This is a genomic window from Streptomyces sp. bgisy130 (genome assembly GCF_057708345.1).
In genome coordinates this window covers 92,713-111,192 of record NZ_JBYISA010000023.1, presented here as the reverse complement: position 1 = coordinate 111,192, position 18,480 = coordinate 92,713, and the positions used below count along the sequence as shown (strand labels likewise).

Annotated in this window: 22 protein-coding genes; 3 read left to right on the top strand and 19 right to left on the bottom strand. The window is 68.0% G+C overall.

The genetic code is table 11. The features are described 5' to 3' along the window. Positions 1 to 116: 116 nt before the first annotated feature. The 3 genes from AC3EUV_RS26290 to AC3EUV_RS26280 form a co-directional block, all read right to left on the bottom strand. Entirely contained in the window at positions 117 to 1,295 is a 1,179-nt protein-coding gene (locus AC3EUV_RS26290; protein ID WP_432143888.1) for a WXG100 family type VII secretion target, read from the bottom strand. After that, on the bottom strand, positions 1,292 to 1,615 hold the full coding sequence (locus tag AC3EUV_RS26285; protein WP_330477974.1) for a type VII secretion target: 324 nt from the start codon (positions 1,613 to 1,615) through the stop codon (positions 1,292 to 1,294). The genes AC3EUV_RS26290 and AC3EUV_RS26285 overlap by 4 nt, the downstream gene beginning before the upstream one ends. Positions 1,616 to 1,871: 256 nt before the next feature. Then, the gene (locus AC3EUV_RS26280) at positions 1,872 to 2,147 is read right to left on the bottom strand and encodes a hypothetical protein (protein WP_432143887.1); all 276 of its coding nucleotides are present in this window, start codon (positions 2,145 to 2,147) and stop codon (positions 1,872 to 1,874) included. 196 nt (positions 2,148 to 2,343) lie between these two features. Here AC3EUV_RS26280 and coaA point away from each other — a divergent pair, with 196 nt between their 5' ends. After that, complete coding sequence (coaA, locus tag AC3EUV_RS26275; protein WP_435604017.1) at positions 2,344 to 3,327, top strand: type I pantothenate kinase; 984 nt, start codon at positions 2,344 to 2,346, stop codon at positions 3,325 to 3,327. A gap of 14 nt (positions 3,328 to 3,341) precedes the next feature. Then, the gene (locus tag AC3EUV_RS26270; protein WP_432143885.1) at positions 3,342 to 4,280 is read left to right on the top strand and encodes a DUF389 domain-containing protein; all 939 of its coding nucleotides are present in this window, start codon (positions 3,342 to 3,344) and stop codon (positions 4,278 to 4,280) included. A 135-nt stretch (positions 4,281 to 4,415) separates the two neighbouring features. Here AC3EUV_RS26270 and glmM read toward each other — a convergent pair whose 3' ends face one another. The 4 genes from glmM to AC3EUV_RS26250 all read right to left on the bottom strand — a co-directional run bounded on the left by glmM (position 4,416) and on the right by AC3EUV_RS26250 (position 8,816). Continuing rightward, positions 4,416 to 5,774, bottom strand: coding sequence for a phosphoglucosamine mutase (glmM, locus tag AC3EUV_RS26265; RefSeq protein WP_432143884.1), 1,359 nt, complete (start codon positions 5,772 to 5,774; stop codon positions 4,416 to 4,418). A gap of 141 nt (positions 5,775 to 5,915) precedes the next feature. After that, a complete protein-coding gene (gene rpsI, locus AC3EUV_RS26260) occupies positions 5,916 to 6,428 on the bottom strand; it encodes a 30S ribosomal protein S9 (RefSeq protein WP_042155909.1) in 513 nt (170 codons plus the stop codon). Between the two features lie 42 nt (positions 6,429 to 6,470). Further along, positions 6,471 to 6,914 (bottom strand): 50S ribosomal protein L13, encoded by a 444-nt coding sequence (gene rplM / locus AC3EUV_RS26255; RefSeq protein ID WP_042155907.1) that lies wholly within the window; start codon positions 6,912 to 6,914, stop codon positions 6,471 to 6,473. A gap of 258 nt (positions 6,915 to 7,172) precedes the next feature. Then, complete coding sequence (locus AC3EUV_RS26250) at positions 7,173 to 8,816, bottom strand: ABC-F family ATP-binding cassette domain-containing protein (protein WP_432143883.1); 1,644 nt, start codon at positions 8,814 to 8,816, stop codon at positions 7,173 to 7,175. 56 nt (positions 8,817 to 8,872) lie between these two features. On the opposite strand from AC3EUV_RS26250, the gene AC3EUV_RS26245 reads away from it, so the two are divergent. Continuing rightward, positions 8,873 to 9,736, top strand: coding sequence for a hypothetical protein (locus AC3EUV_RS26245; RefSeq protein ID WP_435604016.1), 864 nt, complete (start codon positions 8,873 to 8,875; stop codon positions 9,734 to 9,736). 60 nt (positions 9,737 to 9,796) lie between these two features. Here the strand turns inward: AC3EUV_RS26245 and truA are convergent, their stop codons facing one another. The 12 genes from truA to rplO all read right to left on the bottom strand — a co-directional run bounded on the left by truA (position 9,797) and on the right by rplO (position 18,479). Further along, entirely contained in the window at positions 9,797 to 10,651 is an 855-nt protein-coding gene (gene truA / locus AC3EUV_RS26240) for a tRNA pseudouridine(38-40) synthase TruA (RefSeq protein ID WP_432143881.1), read from the bottom strand. A gap of 96 nt (positions 10,652 to 10,747) precedes the next feature. Next, entirely contained in the window at positions 10,748 to 11,215 is a 468-nt protein-coding gene (gene rplQ / locus AC3EUV_RS26235; RefSeq protein WP_018090886.1) for a 50S ribosomal protein L17, read from the bottom strand. A gap of 195 nt (positions 11,216 to 11,410) precedes the next feature. Continuing rightward, the gene (locus AC3EUV_RS26230) at positions 11,411 to 12,433 is read right to left on the bottom strand and encodes a DNA-directed RNA polymerase subunit alpha (RefSeq protein ID WP_003956430.1); all 1,023 of its coding nucleotides are present in this window, start codon (positions 12,431 to 12,433) and stop codon (positions 11,411 to 11,413) included. Between the two features lie 109 nt (positions 12,434 to 12,542). Further along, positions 12,543 to 13,169: a 30S ribosomal protein S4 gene (rpsD, locus tag AC3EUV_RS26225; RefSeq protein WP_042155896.1), complete on the bottom strand. Its 627-nt coding sequence runs from the start codon at positions 13,167 to 13,169 to the stop codon at positions 12,543 to 12,545. 29 nt (positions 13,170 to 13,198) lie between these two features. Next, entirely contained in the window at positions 13,199 to 13,603 is a 405-nt protein-coding gene (rpsK, locus tag AC3EUV_RS26220; RefSeq protein WP_004571845.1) for a 30S ribosomal protein S11, read from the bottom strand. A 97-nt stretch (positions 13,604 to 13,700) separates the two neighbouring features. Continuing rightward, positions 13,701 to 14,081: a 30S ribosomal protein S13 gene (gene rpsM, locus AC3EUV_RS26215; RefSeq protein ID WP_018090888.1), complete on the bottom strand. Its 381-nt coding sequence runs from the start codon at positions 14,079 to 14,081 to the stop codon at positions 13,701 to 13,703. A gap of 198 nt (positions 14,082 to 14,279) precedes the next feature. Then, positions 14,280 to 14,393 carry a 50S ribosomal protein L36 gene (gene rpmJ, locus AC3EUV_RS26210; RefSeq protein WP_003956441.1) on the bottom strand — a complete coding sequence of 38 codons (114 nt, stop codon included), beginning with the start codon at positions 14,391 to 14,393 and terminating at the stop codon, positions 14,280 to 14,282. A gap of 60 nt (positions 14,394 to 14,453) precedes the next feature. After that, positions 14,454 to 14,675, bottom strand: coding sequence for a translation initiation factor IF-1 (gene infA, locus AC3EUV_RS26205; protein WP_003956442.1), 222 nt, complete (start codon positions 14,673 to 14,675; stop codon positions 14,454 to 14,456). A gap of 191 nt (positions 14,676 to 14,866) precedes the next feature. After that, positions 14,867 to 15,703, bottom strand: a complete 837-nt coding sequence (gene map, locus AC3EUV_RS26200) for a type I methionyl aminopeptidase (RefSeq protein ID WP_432143880.1) — start codon at positions 15,701 to 15,703, stop codon at positions 14,867 to 14,869. A gap of 125 nt (positions 15,704 to 15,828) precedes the next feature. Further along, positions 15,829 to 16,485: an adenylate kinase gene (locus AC3EUV_RS26195; RefSeq protein ID WP_432143879.1), complete on the bottom strand. Its 657-nt coding sequence runs from the start codon at positions 16,483 to 16,485 to the stop codon at positions 15,829 to 15,831. Continuing rightward, complete coding sequence (gene secY / locus AC3EUV_RS26190) at positions 16,485 to 17,798, bottom strand: preprotein translocase subunit SecY (protein ID WP_168479936.1); 1,314 nt, start codon at positions 17,796 to 17,798, stop codon at positions 16,485 to 16,487. The genes AC3EUV_RS26195 and secY overlap by 1 nt, the downstream gene beginning before the upstream one ends. A gap of 225 nt (positions 17,799 to 18,023) precedes the next feature. Continuing rightward, positions 18,024 to 18,479 carry a 50S ribosomal protein L15 gene (gene rplO / locus AC3EUV_RS26185; RefSeq protein WP_327156252.1) on the bottom strand — a complete coding sequence of 152 codons (456 nt, stop codon included), beginning with the start codon at positions 18,477 to 18,479 and terminating at the stop codon, positions 18,024 to 18,026. Position 18,480: the final 1 nt, after the last annotated feature.

Sequence of the window (18,480 nt, the reverse complement as noted above, 5' to 3'; positions counted from 1 at the left end):
AGCCAGCAGATCCCACCGCGGAAGCGGCATGGAGGGCCGCACCAATGCGCGCACCACGGCGGCCAGCACTCCCACGCCAGCCGCCGTGAGGCAAGCATTTACGAGACGGGTCCGAGTCATCCGAAAGTATCCCTAACGCTTCGATTCTGGGGCGCAGAGCGGGCCTCAGGCTTCTTTTCCTCCCCCTCATCATCTCCCTGAGCCGCCGCCTGACCTGCCCCCGCCAGGCCGGCGCTGATCCCGCCCATCGGGCCGTCGATCGACATGGAGGGGGCGTCCCGCGGAGGCGCCGGAACGAAGCCTTCGGGCGCCTGAAATCCTTCGGTCGGCTGGTTGAGACGTCCGATGCCTGCGACCGCCGCACCGCCCGCAGCACCACCGACGGCATTGGCGGCGGCGCCCCAGGCGATGTTCTCCCCATCGAACTTCTCACCAAATCCCAGCTTGACGCCCTCAGTGGCCAAGCCTCCGGTGACGTTGCCGGTAGCACCCCCTACAGCACCGCTCGCAACCTGATGGGAGAACTTCGTCCCTGCCTCCGCTACCTCCGCTACTTCGTCCGCTCCGCTTGCCGCACGGCCCGCCAATTTGCTTGTCACTTTGCTTGCCGCATAGAGCCCTGGTCCGGTCCCCACAACCGCACCCACCCCGCCCTGCCATGTCGCGTCCCACAGGTCCTTACCGCTCACCCCGTCGCCGGACCATGCCGCACCCGCTACGGAACCCGCGGAGTTTCCCGCCCAGTTGATGGCCACATTGGTGAGAAACTTGTTTGCCTTCGCGAGCTGGGTGACACGCCGAAACGTCGTAGCGATACGCGTGAGCATCGAGGCCAGACGGGCGGAAACCCGGGTGGCCTGCGCCGCAAGCCGGGTCGCGTTGGCGGCCGCGGCTGCCCCTCCGAACCCCAGCGTCACAAAGGACAGTGCGACCCCGACACCGATCGATACACCGATCTCGACGTAGATCCCGTGGATCTCGTCGTTGACCTCTTCGATGGAGTCGGCGGCGTCATCGAGCCCCTTCGCGGCATGGGTGAAGGTGGGCTCTGTCTTCTGAATGCCCGCCTTCAGCGCGTTCCAGTGGTGTTCGAAGGCATCGGCCGAATCGCCCTTCCAATGCTCACCGAGCGTTGCCTGTACCTTTTTGTCGAGGGCATCGAAAGCCTCCTCCAGCTCCGAGCCCATATTGCGCCAGGAAGTTGCTGCCGCCCTCAGAACGTCCGGCCGACCGCCGGGGTTAATGAGCTCCAGCCCCGCTTCGACGATCTCCTCGCCGACCCCTTCGTTGCTCACTTGTCCCCCCGCTTGAATGCGGCAGCGATATGCTCGTCCGACTCCTCGCTGTTTTTCACGTTCTGCTGCAAGAGCTGAGCGATCGCCTCGAGGTGCTTATGCAGCTTGCCCAGGGATTCCGACGTGTTCTCGGACAGTTCGATGTATGCGGAGGTGACCTCTTCAGACTCGGTCAGGAGGCCGAATCCATCGTGGATCGCCTCGGAGTCCGTCTTCCCCTTGAACCCTTTCAGAGCGCTCTCGATGTCATAGGCATAGCTAGCGAAATGTTTCCCTAACTTGCCGAGCTCAGCAGGTTCAATATGGAATTCTTTTGCCACCGAAGCCCCCGTGTGCCGTGTGTTGCTCAGACCCGCACCCGCACACAAAAAAGCAGGGCACAGCGCCCGAGCAGCTGACCCGGCCAGGCTAGGTAGCGCCAGGTGGCCGATCTGCGGAATCAGCCAGTCTGCGAGTACGCCATTTCAGCGACAATGTCGGGATCTGCCCCACACCGAACCCAGCAAAGTCCTGACAATGACGCCTCGTCAACATGGCTGAGCCGCAGCCCGTTGAGGGCAGTGGCCCCGACGCCCCTCAGTACCCCCGAGATATCCGCACATGCGCCTCCCGCACCGCCTCCAGGGACTCCTCGTCCGCCTCCACGTCCGCGCCGGGCCCGCCGCCCGGCTCGTAGCGCTCCAGGAAATCGGCGAGATCCTCGCCCAGGTCCTCGTCCGGCAGTTCCTCGGCCAGCTCGGCGTACACCTGGGCGGCGAAGCCGTCCGTGGTGAAGTCCGGACCGGTGTGGTCCGCGCCGGCGTTTCTCCCCCATGGCCGATGTCCCAGCAGACCGGCCTTACGCGTGCGCACCCGAACCCCCCTGATTCGTCCGCGGCCCGTCTCCGGGCCCTTCCCCGCCGCTGACCGTACCGGGCAATATCGACCGGGTACAGACAGGGTGGCCGAGAAACACCCAAGCCCACCCCGACATCCACAAGACCACCTTCCGGCGCCGTGCCGGCCACCCCGAGATGAACGGCGGGTGGCGGCTGCGCACAATGGGCGCGTGCCCCAGACGACCGATCCGCAGCAACGACGCCGCGCCGACAGCTCTCCGTACGTCGATCTGACGCGCGCACAGTGGAGCGCCCTGCGGGAGAAGACCCCGCTGCCCCTGACGGCCGACGAGGTCGAGCAGCTGCGTGGCCTGGGCGATGTCATCGACCTCGACGAGGTACGCGATGTCTATCTGCCGCTGTCCCGGCTCCTCAACCTCTATGTCGGCGCCACCAGCAATCTGCGCGGTGCGCTGAACACCTTCCTCGGCGACGCGGGCGGCGGCCCGCAGCCCGGCACCCCGTTCGTCATCGGGGTCGCGGGCAGCGTGGCGGTCGGGAAGTCCACCACCGCCCGGCTGCTTCAGGCGCTGCTGGCCCGCTGGCCCGAGCATCCGCGCGTCGAGCTGGTCACCACCGACGGCTTCCTCTTCCCCAATGCCGAACTGCACCGGCGCGGCCTGATGTCCCGTAAGGGTTTCCCGGAGTCCTACGACCGGCGCGCGCTGACCCGCTTCGTCGCGGCGGTGAAGTCCGGCAAGGCGCAGGTCACCGCGCCGGTCTACTCCCACCTGATCTACGACATCGTGCCGGGCGAGCAGCTGACCGTGCAGCGCCCCGACATCCTCATCGTCGAGGGCCTGAACGTCCTCCAGCCGGCGCTGCCCGGCAAGGACGGCCGCACCCGCCTGGGGCTCGCCGACTTCTTCGACTTCTCCGTCTACGTCGACGCCCGCACCGAGGACATCGAGAAGTGGTACCTCGGCCGCTTCCGCAAGCTGCGCGAGACCGCCTTCCAGAACCCGTTCTCGTACTTCCGCAAGTACACCCAGGTCTCCGAGGACGAGGCCCTCGACTACGCCCGCATGATGTGGCGCACCGTCAACAAGCCCAACCTGCAACAGAACGTCGCCCCGACCCGCGGCCGCGCCAGCCTGGTGCTCCGCAAGGGGCCGGATCACAAGGTGCAACGGCTGTCGTTGCGCAAGCTCTAGGGAGTGCGAACGCCGTGCTGCATCTGCGCCTGATCGTCCCGGGGGACCGTACGGACGAGGTGCTCCAGCTGCTGGAGCAGACCGTCGGGACCACCCATCTCGTCGTGCTGAGCGGGGCCGCCCGGGAGCCGCGGGGCGATGTGGTGCTGTGCGATGTCGCCCGGGAGGCCGGTGACGGACTGCTGGCCCGGCTGCGGGAGATGGGCCTCGACCGCAGCGGTTCCATCGCGCTGGAGCACATCGATCTGTCGCTGTCCCGGCGGGCCGACCGGGCGGAGGACGAGGCCCCCGGCGAGGGCGCGGACGCCGTGCTGTGGGAGTCGCTGACCGACGCCACCCACGAGGAGTCGACGCTGTCGGCCACCTACCTCGCGTTCCTGACCCTCGCGACGATGATCGCGGCCTGCGGAGTGGTCCTCGACAACGCCATCCTGATCGTCGGCGCGATGGCGGTCGGCCCCGAGTTCGGCCCGCTGGCGGGCATCTCCACGGCCCTGGTCCGGCGCGCCCCGCGGCCGGCCTGGCGCTCGCTGGTGGCGCTGGTCGTCGGCTTCGTCGTGGCCATGGTGCTGACCTGCGGCTTCAGCTACTTCATGGATGCGGTGGGGCTGTTCACCGAGCACCGGGTCGAGGGCCCGCGGCCCAATACGTCGTTCATCTGGCAGCCGGACTGGATGTCGTTCGTGGTGGCCTTCCTCGCCGGCATCGCCGGCACCCTCTCACTGACCTCGGCGAAGTCCGGCGCCCTGGTGGGCGTGGCCATCTCCGTGACGACCGTGCCCGCCGCCGCCAACGCCGCCGTCGCCTTCACCTACGGCGACTACGCGCAGACCTGGGGCTCCGTCGGCCAGCTCGGGCTGAACATGGTGGGCATTGTGATCGCCGGCACCCTCACCCTGGCCACACAGAAGCTGCTGTGGGCCCGGCACGGCACCCTCCCGGTCGCCGGCTAGCGACCGGAGTCGGGCTCGTCCCGGACCGGAGACAGCCGCCCCGGACCGGAAACGGCCTCGCCCCGGGGCGGCAAGGTGCCACCCCGGGGCGAGGCCGTTGCCGTGAGCGGCGGCCGCAGCCACCGCCCACGGCACTCATCCCAGCGCCGACTTGACCGCGTCCGCGAGCCGCTCGGCCACCGCACGGGCCTGCTCGATGTCCGCCGCCTCCACCATCACCCGCACCAGCGGCTCCGTACCGGACGGCCGCAGCAGCACCCGCCCGGTGGCGCCCAGCTCGCGCTCCGCCTCGGCGACCGCCGCGGTCACCTCGGGAGAGGTGGCCACCCGGGACTTGTCGACGTCGGGGACGTTGATCAGGATCTGCGGCAGCCGCTCCATGACGCCCGCCAGCTCGGCCAGCGGCTTGCCGGTCGCGGCGACCCGGGCGGCCAGCATCAGACCGGTCAGCGTGCCGTCACCGGTGGTGGCGTGGTCCAGCACGATGACGTGCCCGGACTGCTCGCCACCCAGCGCGAGGCCGTGCGCCTTCATCTCCTCCAGGACGTAGCGGTCGCCGACCGCGGTCTGGACGAGGTCGATGCCCGCGCCCTCCATGGCCAGTTTGAAGCCGAGGTTCGACATCACGGTGGCGACCACGATGTTCTTGCGCAGCGTGCCCGCCTCGCGCATGCCGAGCGCCAGGACGGCCAGGATCTGGTCGCCGTCGATCTCGTTGCCCGCACGGTCCACCGCCAGGCAGCGGTCCGCGTCGCCGTCGTGGGCGACACCCAGGTCCGCGCCGTGCTCGACCACGGCGGCCCGCAGCAGCTCCAGGTGCGTGGAGCCGCAGCCGTCGTTGATGTTCAGGCCGTCGGGTTCGGTGCCGATCGTGATGACCTCGGCGCCGGCCCGGGCGAACGCCTCGGGCGAGACCCGCGCGGCCGCGCCGTGCGCGCCATCGATGACGATCTTCAGCCCGTCCAGACGGTTGGGCAGCACGCCGACGAGGTGCGCGACATAGTTGTCGAAGCCCTCGTCATAGACGGTGACCCGGCCCACGCCGGCCCCGGTCGGCCGCTCCCAGGGCTCACCGGAGCTGTGCGCGCGGTAGGTCTGCTCGATCCGGTCCTCCAGCTCGTCGGCGAGCTTGTGGCCGCCGCGGGCGAAGAACTTGATGCCGTTGTCGGGCATCGGGTTGTGGCTGGCGGAGAGCATCACGCCGAGGTCCGCGCCGAGCGAGCCGGTCAGATACGCGACCGCCGGGGTCGGGAGCACGCCCACCCGCAGCACGTCCACGCCGGCGCTGGCCAGGCCCGCGACGACCGCGGCCTCCAGGAACTCACCGGACGCGCGTGGATCGCGTCCGACCACCGCCACCGGCCGGTGACCCTCGAAAGTGCCGGCTTCCGCGAGCACATGCGCCGCAGCGACCGACAGACCGAGCGCAAGCTCCGCCGTCAGATCCGCATTGGCGACACCGCGCACACCGTCCGTGCCGAAGAGTCGTCCCACTGGTGTCCTCCGAGTAGATGAGCTTGGACCAGAGCATTAAGTCCAGGTATACGCCCCTGGTCCCGGATAGCCGAACGCCCCGGCAGCACGGAGGTGCCACCGGGGCGTTCGCCAAGGTGCTGCACGGTGCAGCAGGCGCGATTAGCGCTTGCTGTACTGCGGCGCCTTACGGGCCTTCTTCAGACCGGCCTTCTTGCGCTCGACCGCACGGTCGTCACGCTTGAGGAATCCGGCCTTCTTCAGCGCCGGGCGGTTGTTGTCCACGTCCGCCTCGTTCAGCGCACGGGCCACACCCAGGCGCAGCGCACCGGCCTGGCCGGAGATGCCGCCGCCGGAGATGCGGGCGACGACGTCGTAGCGGTTGTCGAGCTCGAGCACCTTGAAGGGCTCGTTGACTTCCTGCTGGTGCACCTTGTTGGGGAAGTAGCCCTCAAGGGTGCGACCGTTGATCTTCCACTGACCGGTGCCCGGAACGATCCGGACGCGGGCGATGGCGTTCTTGCGACGGCCCAGGCCGGCCGCCGGCTGCGGGTCGCCGAAGCGGGAGGCGAGGGACTCGGAGGTGTACTCCGACTCCACGACCTCGGTCTCGGTGGTGTATTCCTCGACGGCGTCGTCGTTCTCGATGACGGTCTCGGGAGTGGTCTCGGCCACGATGCTCCTCAGATTCTCTGTCGTCTTAGGGGGTGGCCGGACTTACTGCGCGACCTGGGTGATCTCGAACGGGACCGGCTGCTGCGCAGCGTGCGGGTGCTCGGCACCTGCGTAGACCTTCAGCTTCGAGAGCATCTGACGGCCGAGGGTGTTCTTGGGGAGCATGCCCTTGATGGCCTTCTCGACGGCCTTCTCGGGGTTCTTGTCGAGCAGCTCGTCGTAGCGGACCGAGCGCAGACCGCCCGGGAAGCCCGAGTGGCGGTAGGCCATCTTCTGGGTCCGCTTGTTGCCGGACAGGTGCACCTTGTCGGCGTTGACGATGATGACGAAGTCACCCATGTCAACGTGCGGCGCGTAGACCGGCTTGTGCTTGCCCCGGAGGAGGGACGCGGCCTGGCTGGCCAGACGGCCCAGGACAACGTCCTGCGCGTCAATGATGTGCCACTGGCGCTGGACATCGCCGGGCTTGGGGCTGAACGTACGCACGTCTTAGCCTTCGCTTCTTAAGTGAATGGGTCCTGTACTGGTCGCCATGACCGATCCCGCAGCAGGGCGGCACTACGGGTGACGCAACCCGATCGTCCGCCGCTGGTTATCGGCCCAGGGACCGGCGTAAGGGCCCCTCACGTGAGATAGAGCAAGCCAATACGCATAACGAACCAGCAGAATACCGGGCCGTGCCCAGCGGGGTCAAAACGCCTCCCGAACCGGCGTGCGGTCCGGGGCGGCCCGGGGCGGCCCGCCCTACCGCTTCCGCTCCACCCGCCGCTCGTCCCACACCGGCTCCGCCGTCTCCCGCACCAGCCCGTCCGAGCCGAAGACCAGGAACCGGTCGAAGGACTTCGCGAACCACCGGTCATGGGTGACCGCCACCACCGTGCCGTCGTACGCCTCCAGCCCCTCCTGAAGCGCCTCCGCCGACTCCAGGTCCAGGTTGTCGGTCGGCTCGTCGAGCAGCAGGGCGGTCGTCCCGGCCAGCTCCAGCAGCAGGATCTGGAAGCGCGCCTGCTGGCCGCCGGAGAGCCGGTCGAAGCGCTGCTCGGCCTGTTTCTCCAGCTCATAGCGGCGCAGCGCCGACATGGCCTGGCCCTTGTCCTTGGCGTGTTCGGTCCACAGGACGTCGAGCAGGGTGCGGCCCAGCAGCTCGGGGTGGGCATGCGTCTGCGCGAAGTGACCGGGGACGACCCGGGCGCCCAGCTTCCAGGCGCCCGTGTGCGGGACGGGCTGCGCGGACCCGTCGGCGTCTTTGGCCAGCAGCCGCAGGAAGTGCGACTTGCCGGAACCGTTGGAGCCGAGAACCGCGACCCGCTCGCCGTAGAAGATCTCCAGGGAGAAGGGCTTCATGAGGCCGGTCAGCTCCAGCCCCTCGCAGGTGATCGCGCGCACGCCGGTGCGCCCGCCGCGCAGCCGCATGGTGATCTCCTGCTCGCGCGGCGGCTCCGGCGGCGGCCCGGCCTCCTCGAACTTCCGCAGCCGGGTCTGGGCGGCCTGGTAGCGGGAGGCGAGACCGTCGTTGAACGCCGCCTTGTTCTTGAGCGTGTTCACCAGCTGCTTGAGCTGCACATGCTTCTCGTCCCAGCGCCGCCGCAGCTCCTCGAAGCGGGCGAAGCGCTCCTTGCGGGCCTCGTGATAGGTGGCGAAACCGCCACCGTGCACCCAGACGTCGGAGCCCGCCGGGCCCGGCTCCACGCTGACGATCTTCTCCGCGGCGCGGGCCAGCAGCTCCCGGTCGTGCGAGACGAACAGCACCGTCTTACGGGTCTCCCGCAGCTGCTCCTCCAGCCACCGCTTGCCCGGCACGTCCAGATAGTTGTCCGGCTCGTCCAGCAGCAGCACCTCGTCCGTGCCGCGCAGCAGCGACTCCAGCACCAGCCGCTTCTGCTCACCGCCGGACAGCGTGCGCACCTGGCGCCACTGCGCCTTCTCGTACGGCATCCCCAGCGCCGCCGTCGTGCAGATGTCCCAGACGGTCTCGGCCTCGTAGCCGCGGGCCTCGGCCCAGTCGCTGAGCGCCTGGGCATAGGCCATCTGCGCGGCCTCGTCGTCGTCCTCGGCGGTCATGATCGCCAGCTCGGCGGCGTCCACCGCGGCGGCCGCCTGCCTGATCCGCGGCTGCGCCACCGAAACCAGCAGGTCACGCACGGTGCGCTCGTCGCGTACGGAGCCCACGAACTGCGGCATCACCCCCAGCCCGCCGCTGACCGTCACCGCCCCGCCGTGCGGCTGGAGCTCCCCCGCGATCAGCCGCAGCAGCGTCGTCTTGCCGGCCCCGTTGGCCCCCACCAGCGCGACCGACGCGCCCTCCCCCACCCGGAAGGACACATCCCCCAGCAGGACCCTCCCGTCCGGCAGGTAGTACTCCAGATGTCCGGCCTCAAGATGTCCCATGAACGGGATTGTGACCGGCCTCCAAGCCTTCCACCAACCGGTTTAGGATGCGCGGCATGAGCTTTGGGCAAGGCGGGCCGTTCGACGGCCCCGGGGGTTCTTCGTCGTCGACGCCGGACTGGGGCGCACTCGCCGAGGAGAGTGCGGCACAGGCCCGCCGCAAACGCTGGATGTGGATCGGCGGCGGCGCGCTGGCGGCCCTCGCGGTGGCCGGCATCGTCACCGCCGCCGTCCTGACCGGCGGTGCGAAGGGCGGCAGTCCGACGGCGTCACCCAGCGCGTCCGACACCGCGGTGCCGGACGACAAGCCGTCGTTCGCGGACGTCTCCGTCCCGCCCCCGCCCAACCCGCGGGACTACATCTCCGACCCCAAGAAGGACAGGGCGCCGCTGACGCCCGCCACCCTCTTCCCGCAGAAGAGCATGGTCGTCGGCGAGCACACCTACCCCCGCACCAGGACCGCCGCCGCCAAGGACTGCACCGCCGCCGCCCAGGGCCCGCTGGTCTCCTCGCTGACCCACAACGGCTGCCGGAAGCTGCTGCGGGCCACGTACGCCCGGGGCGGTGTCGCGGTCACCATCGGCATCGCGGTCTTCGACTCCCCGGCCCAGGCCACCAAGGTCATGAACGAGAACAAGGCCAACCTCATGCCGCTGCCCGGCGCCGGTGTCCCCGCGGACTTCTGCCAGGGCACGAAGTGCCGGATGGCGACCAACGCCACCGGCCGCTACGCCTACTTCACGATCGCCGGCTACCTCAACGGCAAGGACGTCACCGGCGCCGAGACCAAGGCCCGGCAGATCGCCCGGGACGGCGGTGCCTACGCGTTCAGCCAGATCACCCAGCGTGGCAAGGACCAGGCCGCCAAGGCCGCCGAGCAGCAGCTGAAGGACGCCCGGAAGAAGGCCGGCCACTCCTGACCCGCCTCCGGTGGCGCCGCTCGTCCGGCGGCGCCACCACCGGGCCTCCCGGGCCGCCGCTCAGCAGCAGCCGCCCCCCGGCAGCGTCCGCTTGTTCCGCGCCTCCTGGTTGCGCGCCATCAGCAGCGCGTCGGCCGGATAGCCGACCTCCTCCAGCGTCAGCCCATGGGGCCGTACGACATGCACGGCGGAGTCCCGCACCCCGGCGGCCAGCACCTTGCCCGGCCACTCCACCGGCCGGTGCCCGTCCCCGACGAAGAGCATCGCCCCCACCAGCGACCGCACCATGTTGTGGCAGAAGGCATCCGCCCGCACGGTCGCCGTGATGATCCCGTCGGCCCCGCGCACCCAGCTCAGCTCCTGGAGCGTACGGATCGTCGTCGCGCCTTCCCGCCGCTTGCAGTACGCCGCGAAGTCGTGCTCCCCCAGCAGCGGCCGGGAGGCCTCGTTCATCGCCTCGACGTCCAGCGCCCAGTCGTGCCACAGCACATGGCCGCGCAGCAGCGGGTCCACCCCGCCGTGGTGATCGGTCACCCGGTACGCATAGCGCCGCCAGATCGCCGAGAACCGCGCATTGAATCCGTACGGCGCCTCGGCCAGCCGCCACACCCGGACATCCTTCGGCAGCCGCCCGGCCAGCCGCCGCAGCAGCTTGTCCTGGTGCTCGGCCCACAGCTCCGCCGGCAGATCCACATGCGCCACCTGCCCCCGCGCATGCACGCCCGCGTCCGTCCGCCCGGCCACGGTGAGCTCATACGTCTCCGCGGACCGGGTCACCGTCCGCAGCGCGTCCTCGATCTCCCCCTGGACGGTCCGCCGCCCGCCGGCCTGCTTCGCCCATCCGGAGAAGTCCTTTCCGTCGTAGGAAAGGTCCATCCGCACCCGGACCGCGCCCGGCTTCACTTCGTCACTCACACCAGCAATCCTCTCAACCCCGCGCCGGACGCCCGCACCGGAAGACGAAAGCGGGCCCGCCCCGAAGGGCGGACCCGCTGACGCTCAAGCCGGGACTCAGGCGTCCTTCGACTCCTCGGTCGCCTCGGCAGCCGTGGCCGCCTCCGCGTCCTTGGCCGCACGCTTGGTCGCGGCCTCGGCCTCACCGGTGGCCTGCTGGGCCACGGTCAGCGCCTCCACCAGCTCGATGACGGCCATGGGAGCGTTGTCGCCACGACGGTTACCGATCTTGGTGATACGGGTGTAGCCACCCGGGCGGTTCTCGAACCGCGGGGCGATCTCCGTGAAGAGCGTGTGCACGACGCTCTTGTCCGAGATCAGCTGCATGACCTGACGGCGGTTGTGAAGGTCGCCCTTCTTCGCCTTGGTCACCAGGCGCTCCGCGTACGGACGCAGACGACGGGCCTTGGCCTCGGTCGTCGTGATGCGGCCGTGCTCGAAGAGCGCGGTGGCCAGGTTGCGCAGCATGAGGCGCTCGTGCGCAGCGCTGCCGCCCAGACGGGCACCCTTGGCGGGCTTCGGCATGTTCTTTCTCCTTGGTATCTGCCCCGGCCGTATCAGGTACCGAGGTCAGGACCCGGTGAGCGGTTGCTCACCGGCAACAACCAGCCCCTCCCGCGAGGAGAGGGGCGGGGCCCCCGCGCCCGTAAGAGGCGCGGGGAACTGCGCGACCGGCCACAGTCGGCCCGCAGCCGAAATCAGGCCGTTGGGCCCGAGCTCTTAGTACTGCTCGGTCTCGACGAACCCGGCATCCGCGTCGTCATCGGCGCCAAAGGCGTCGGCGGCGGCGGTCGGGTCGAATCCGGGCGGGCTGTCCTTGAGGGCCAGGCCCATGCCGGCCAGCTTCGCCTTGACCTCGTCGATCGACTTCGCACCGAAGTTGCGGATGTCGAGCAGGTCGGCCTCGGAGCGCGCCACGAGCTCACCCACGGAGTGGATGCCCTCACGCTTGAGGCAGTTGTACGAGCGGACCGTGAGCTCCAGCTCCTCGATCGGCAGCGCCAGGTCGGCGGCCAGGGCGGCGTCCGTCGGGGACGGGCCCATGTCGATGCCCTCGGCGTCGATGTTGAGCTCGCGCGCCAGACCGAACAGCTCGACCAGGGTCTTACCGGCGGACGCCATGGCGTCACGCGGGCGCATGGCCTGCTTGGTCTCGACGTCGACGATCAGCTTGTCGAAGTCGGTGCGCTGCTCGACACGGGTCGCCTCGACCTTGTACGTGACCTTGAGCACCGGCGAGTAGATGGAGTCGACCGGGATACGGCCGATCTCCTGGCCCACCTGCTTGTTCTGGACGGCGGAGACATAGCCGCGACCGCGCTCGACGGTCAGCTCCATCTCCAGCTTGCCCTTGCCGTTGAGGGTGGCGAGGACCAGGTCCGGGTTGTGCACCTCGACACCGGCCGGCGGGGCGATGTCCGCCGCGGTGACCAGGCCGGGGCCCTGCTTGCGCAGGTACATCACGACCGGCTCGTCGTGCTCCGAGGAGACGACCAGCTGCTTGATGTTGAGGATGAGGTCGGTGACGTCCTCCTTGACGCCCGGCACGGTGGTGAACTCGTGCAGGACACCGTCGATACGGATGGACGTGACCGCCGCACCCGGGATCGAGGACAGGAGGGTACGACGCAGAGAGTTACCGAGGGTGTAACCGAAGCCCGGCTCCAGCGGCTCGATCACGAACCGGGAGCGGTATTCGTCGACGACCTCTTCGGTCAACGAGGGACGCTGAGCAATCAGCATGTTCTTCGATCCTTCAGTCGTGGACGCCCGCTATTTGACGCCCGCTGTACTGACAAGGGTACGGGCGGCACGGCGCCATCGGCTCCGTACCGCCCCCACCGGTCAGCTCTTACTTGGAGTAGAGCTCAACGATCAGCTGCTCCTGCACCTGGGTGTCGATCACCTGGCGCTCGGGCATGCTGTGCACGAGAATCCGCAGGTTCGACGGAATCGCTTCCAGCCAGGCCGGAACCGTCTTCTCGCCGGCCTCGGCCTTGGCCACCTCGAAGGGGGTCAGGTTCCGAGAGCCCTCGCGGACCTCGACGATGTCGTTCACGGCCACCCGCGCCGACGGGATGTCGGTCTTGCGGCCGTTCACAGTGATGTGTCCGTGACGCACCAGCTGACGGGCGTGGTCGCGGGACTTGGCAAAGCCGGCCCGGTAAACCACGTTGTCGAGGCGGGTCTCAAGGATGCGCAGAAGGTTCTCACCGGTCTTGCCGGTCTTCTGGTTCGCTTCCTTGTAGTAGTTCACGAACTGCTTCTCAAGGACACCGTAGATACGGCTGCACTTCTGCTTCTCACGAAGCTGGAGCAGGTACTCGCTGTCCTTGGTGCGCCCGCGACCGTGCTCACCCGGGGGGTAAGGACGGATCTCGATCGGGCACTTTGCGCTCTCGCACTTGCTCCCCTTGAGGAAGAGCTTCTGCTTCTCCCGACGGCAACGCTTGCAGTCGGCCCCGGTGTAACGCGCCATTTTCCAGTTGTCTCCGTTACCTCAGTGCGTCAGACGCGCCGGCGCTTGGGCGGGCGGCATCCGTTGTGCGGGGTGGGGGTGACGTCCTGGATCGAACCCACCTCGAGGCCGGTGGCCTGGAGGGAGCGGATCGCGGTCTCACGGCCGGAGCCGGGACCCTTGACGAAGACGTCGACCTTGCGCATGCCGTGCTCCTGCGCGCGGCGGGCGGCCGACTCGGCGGCCATCTGCGCGGCGAAGGGGGTGGACTTGCGCGAGCCCTTGAAGCCGACGTGGCCGGCAGAGGCCCAAGAGATCACGTTGCCCGTGGGGTCCGTGATCGAGACGATCGTGTTGTTGAACGTGCTCTTGATGTGAGCGTGCCCGTGGGCAACGTTCTTCTTCTCCTTGCGGCGCACCTTCTTGGCGCCGGCCGTACGGCCCTTCGGAGGCATTCATTACTCCCGTGGAGGTGGTCGGTCCTACAGCGAAGACCGCTTGCAGGGGTCCGGGGGGGCGTCCCCCGGAGCACACAGTGCGTCCTGCTGAGGACTACTTCTTGCCCGGCTTCTTCTTGCCGGCGATCGCGCGACGCGGGCCCTTGCGGGTACGGGCGTTCGTGCTGGTGCGCTGACCGTGCACCGGCAGACCGCGGCGGTGACGCAGACCCTGGTAGCAGCCGATCTCGACCTTGCGGCGGATGTCGGCCTGGATCTCGCGACGGAGGTCACCCTCGGTCTTGAGGTTGTTGTCCACGTACTCGCGGATCTTGACGAGGTCTTCCTCGGCCAGGTCGCGAACACGGGTGTTCGGGTTCACGCCGGTGGCAGCGAGAGTCTGCTGCGACAGCGTCCGCCCGATACCGAAGACGTAGGTGAGGGCGACCTCCACACGCTTTTCGCGCGGGAGATCAACGCCTGCGAGGCGTGCCATTGATGTGGCTCCTGATGGCTATTCGGAGGTCTTCCGCAGCACCGTTCCCGTAAGACTCTGAAGAATTACGAGCCGGGTCCCCGGCCTCCGAGCCGAGGGTGTCGTCCCCACGCGAGTGATGCGGGGGTCGGGTGACTGCGTATGTACGTATGTGCTTGCGTCGCGCGAAAACTGCGAAATGCAGGTGGTCGGCGTGCGTCAGCCCTGGCGCTGCTTGTGGCGCAGGTTGTCGCAGATGACCATGACCCGGCCGTGGCGGCGGATCACCTTGCACTTGTCGCAGATCTTCTTGACGCTCGGCTTGACCTTCATGGGATGTGAGGTTCTCCGGGTCAGTGCCGTCACCCCACGGGAGCGGGGCGCCGACAAGATCTACTTGTAGCGGTAGACGATCCGGCCACGCGTCAGGTCGTAGGGAGAAAGCTCCACGACGACCCGGTCATCCGGGAGGATACGGATGTAGTGCATCCGCATCTTGCCGCTGATGTGCGCGAGGACCTTGTGACCGTTCTGGAGCTCCACCTTGAACATGGCGTTCGGGAGGGACTCGATCACGGTGCCCTCGATTTCGATGGCACCTTGCTTCTTGGCCACGCTTCGCCCTTCGAATCGGCTACCTTGATCGACTATCCCGCATCACGCCCTCAACCAAGAGGGCATACGGATGCACGAGAGCCGACGCGTCAGTCTACGCCAGGGTCCAGGAAAAGACGAATCCAGGATTATTGCCCATCGGGCGTGATCCTTACGCCACAGGGGGGCGGCCGACGCCGGAGAAGCCCGGCTCAGGCCAGGGGGTCGGGCGCCGCCGTGATGCCCAGCTCGGCCAGCTTGGCCTTGCCGCCGTCCGGCGCGGTCAGCACCAGCGGGCCCTCCTCGGTCAGCGCGACCGAGTGCTCCCAGTGCGAGGACCAGCTGCCGTCGTTCGACTTGACCGTCCAGTCGTCGTCGAGCACATGGGTCTTGGCGGTGCCGAGGTTCACCATCGGCTCGATCGCGATGCAGAAGCCGGGCACCAGCTTCGGGCCGCGGCCGCGCTTGCGGTCGACGTAGTTCAGCAGATGCGGGTCCATGTGCATCTGCGAGCCGATGCCGTGGCCGCCGTAGTCCTCGACGATGCCGTACTTACCGCCGGCCGGCCGGGGCTGGCGGCGGATGTAGCCCTCGATCGCCTTGGAGATGTCGACCAGGCGGTTGCCCTTGGCGACCGCCGCGATGCCGGCCCACATCGACTCCTCGGTGACCCGGCTCAGCTCGACCAGCTCCGGCGCGTGACCGGAACCGACGAAGGCGGTGTACGCCGCGTCGCCGTGCCAGCCGTCGATGATCGCGCCGCAGTCGATCGAGATCAGGTCGCCGTCCTGGAGCACCGTCTCGGTGTCGGGGATGCCGTGGACCACGACATCGTTGACCGAGGTGCAGATCGTCGCGGGGAAGCCGCCGTATCCGAGGAAGTTCGACTTCGCACCGTGCTCGGCGAGCACCTTGCGTGCCGCGTCGTCCAGGTCCTTGGTCGTGGCGCCGGGCACCGCAACCTTCCGGGTCGCCGCGTGAATGGCGGCGACCACCAGCCCCGCCTCGCGCATCTTCGCGATCTGCTCGGGGGTCTTGATCTCCACCATGACGGCTGGCGCCTTTCCTGAACCGACTACAACGCTTCTCCGGCGGCCGTCACGACCGCCCCGTACACGATACGGCCGCGGTACCCGTTGCGGGCACCGCGGCCGTAGGCACGCCGTTCTTGCTGCTACGCGTCCCGGGACGGCAGGGCCGCCATCGCGCGCTTGGTGACCTCGTCGACCTTGCCCATCGCCAGGAGCGTGACCACCAGGTCCTGCTCCTTGTAGTAGTCGATGATCGGCTCGGTCTCCGTGTGGTAGACCTCCAGGCGCTTGCGGACGGTCTCCTCACGGTCGTCGTCCCGCTGGTACAACTCGCCGCCGCAGACGTCACAGACGCCCTCGGCCTCCGGCTTGTTGTACTCGGCGTGGAAGACGTGGCTGCTGTCGTTGCGGCAGATGCGCCGGCCGGCGATCCGCTTGACGACCTCGTCCTCGGGGACCTCCAGGTCCAGGACGGCGTCCAGCGTGAGGTTCTTGTCCTTGAGGTACTCGTCCAGCGCCTTGGCCTGGCCCAGGTTGCGGGGGAAGCCGTCCAGGAGGAAGCCGCCGGCTGCGTCGGGCTGCTCCATACGGTCCTCGGCCATCGCGATGGTGACCGAGTCGGGCACCAGATTGCCGGCGTCCATGTATGACTTCGCCTCGCGGCCGAGGGGCGTGCCCTGGCTGATGTTGGCGCGGAACAGGTCCCCCGTGGAGATGTGCGGGATCGCGAGGTTCTTGGCAAGGTACGCAGCCTGCGTACCCTTGCCGGCCCCCGGGGGTCCGACGAGGACGATTCGCATCAGCGGAGGAACCCTTCGTAGTTGCGCTGCTGAAGCTGGCTCTCGATCTGCTTCACGGTCTCCAGACCCACACCCACGATGATCAGGATGCTTGTCCCGCCGAACGGGAAGTTCTGGTTCGCGTTGAAAAGCACCAACGCCACTGTTGGTACGAGCGCGATCAGCCCCAGGTACAGCGAGCCCGGCCACGTGATCCGGTTGAGCACGTAGCTGAGGTACTCGGCCGTCGGGCGACCAGCCCGGATACCCGGGATGAAGCCACCATACTTCTTCATGTTGTCGGCAACTTCTTCGGGGTTGAAGCTGATGGCCACGTAGAAGAAGGCGAAGAACACGATCAGCAGGAAGTACGTAACGATGTAAACGGGGTGATTTCCCTTGGTGAAGTTGGTGGCGATCCACGTCGCCCATGCCGCCTTCGACCCGCTGAACTGTGCGATGAGGGCTGGAATGTAGAGCAGCGATGACGCGAAGATGACAGGAATCACACCTGCCTGATTCACCTTGAGCGGGATGTAAGTGGACGTACCGCCGTAGGACCGGCGGCCGATCATCCGCTTCGCGTACTGCACCGGGATCCGCCGCTGCGCCTGCTCGACGAAGACCACCAGGGCGACCATCGCCAGGCCCACCGCGATCACCGCGAAGAACTCGATCCAGCCGTCGGCCAGCTTGCCGGTGAGCTTGATCTGCCACAGCGCGCCCGGGAAGCCGGCGGCGATCGAGATGAACATCAGGATCGACATGCCGTTGCCGATACCGCGGTCGGTGACCAGCTCGCCGAGCCACATGATCAGGCCGGTGCCGGCGGTCATCGTGATGACCATCGTGATGGTGGTGAAGATCGAGTCGCTGGGGACGATCTCGCTGGCGACCTGGCAGTTCTGGAAGAGCGCACCGCTGCGGGCGGTGGCCACCAGGCCGGTGCCCTGGAGGATCGCGAGCGCCACGGTCAGATAGCGCGTGTACTGGGTGATCTTGGCCTGGCCGGACTGCCCCTCTTTCTTGAGGGCCTCCAGCCGGGGGATCACGACGGTCAGCAGCTGGAGGATGATGCTCGCCGTGATGTACGGCATGATCCCCAGCGCGAAGATCGTGATCTGCAGCAGCGCACCACCGCTGAACATGTTCACCAGGGCGAACAACCCGCTGTTACCGCCGGCCTGCTTCATGCAGGTCTCGACGTTCGCGTAATTCACCCCGGGGACCGGGACATGCGCGCCGATCCGGTAGAGCACGATGATGCCCAATGTGAACAGCAGCTTTTTGCGCAGGTCGGGCGTCTTGAACGCTCGGGCGAACGCGGTGAGCACGGTGCCTCCTGCGCCTCCCGCCTGTGCGAGAGGTGACGGTCTTGAGGATCGACGAATAGTTAGCGGCCAAAACCGCACAGGCACGGCCTGTGCGGCGAACGTCCGGGGACGGGTCCCGGACAAAACAACACTGCACGCCACCTTACCGGCGACCGTACCCCCTTGGAACGACCAACCGGGGATGCCCCAATCGCTGGGCATCCCCGGTCAGTTGAACCAACGAACTCAGATGAGCTCGGTGACGGTGCCGCCGGCAGCGGCGATCTTCTCCTTGGCGGAGCCGGAAACGGCGTCAACCGAAACCTGCAGCGCCACGGAGATCTCGCCCTGGCCCAGGACCTTGACGAGCTCGTTCTTGCGCACCGCGCCCTTGGCGACCAGATCGGCCACCGTGACCTCGCCACCCTGCGGGTAGAGCTCGGCCAGCTTGGCCAGGTTCACGACCTGGAACTGCTTGTGGGCGGGGTTCTTGAAGCCCTTCAGCTTCGGGAGGCGCATGTGGAGGGGCATCTGCCCACCCTCGAAGCGCTCCGGAACCTGGTAACGGGCCTTCGTGCCCTTGGTACCACGACCAGCGGTCTTACCCTTGGACGCCTCACCACGACCCACACGGGTCTTGGCGGTCTTGGCGCCCGGGGCGGGCCGGAGGTTGTGGACCTTCAGCGGGTTGTTCTCCGCCATG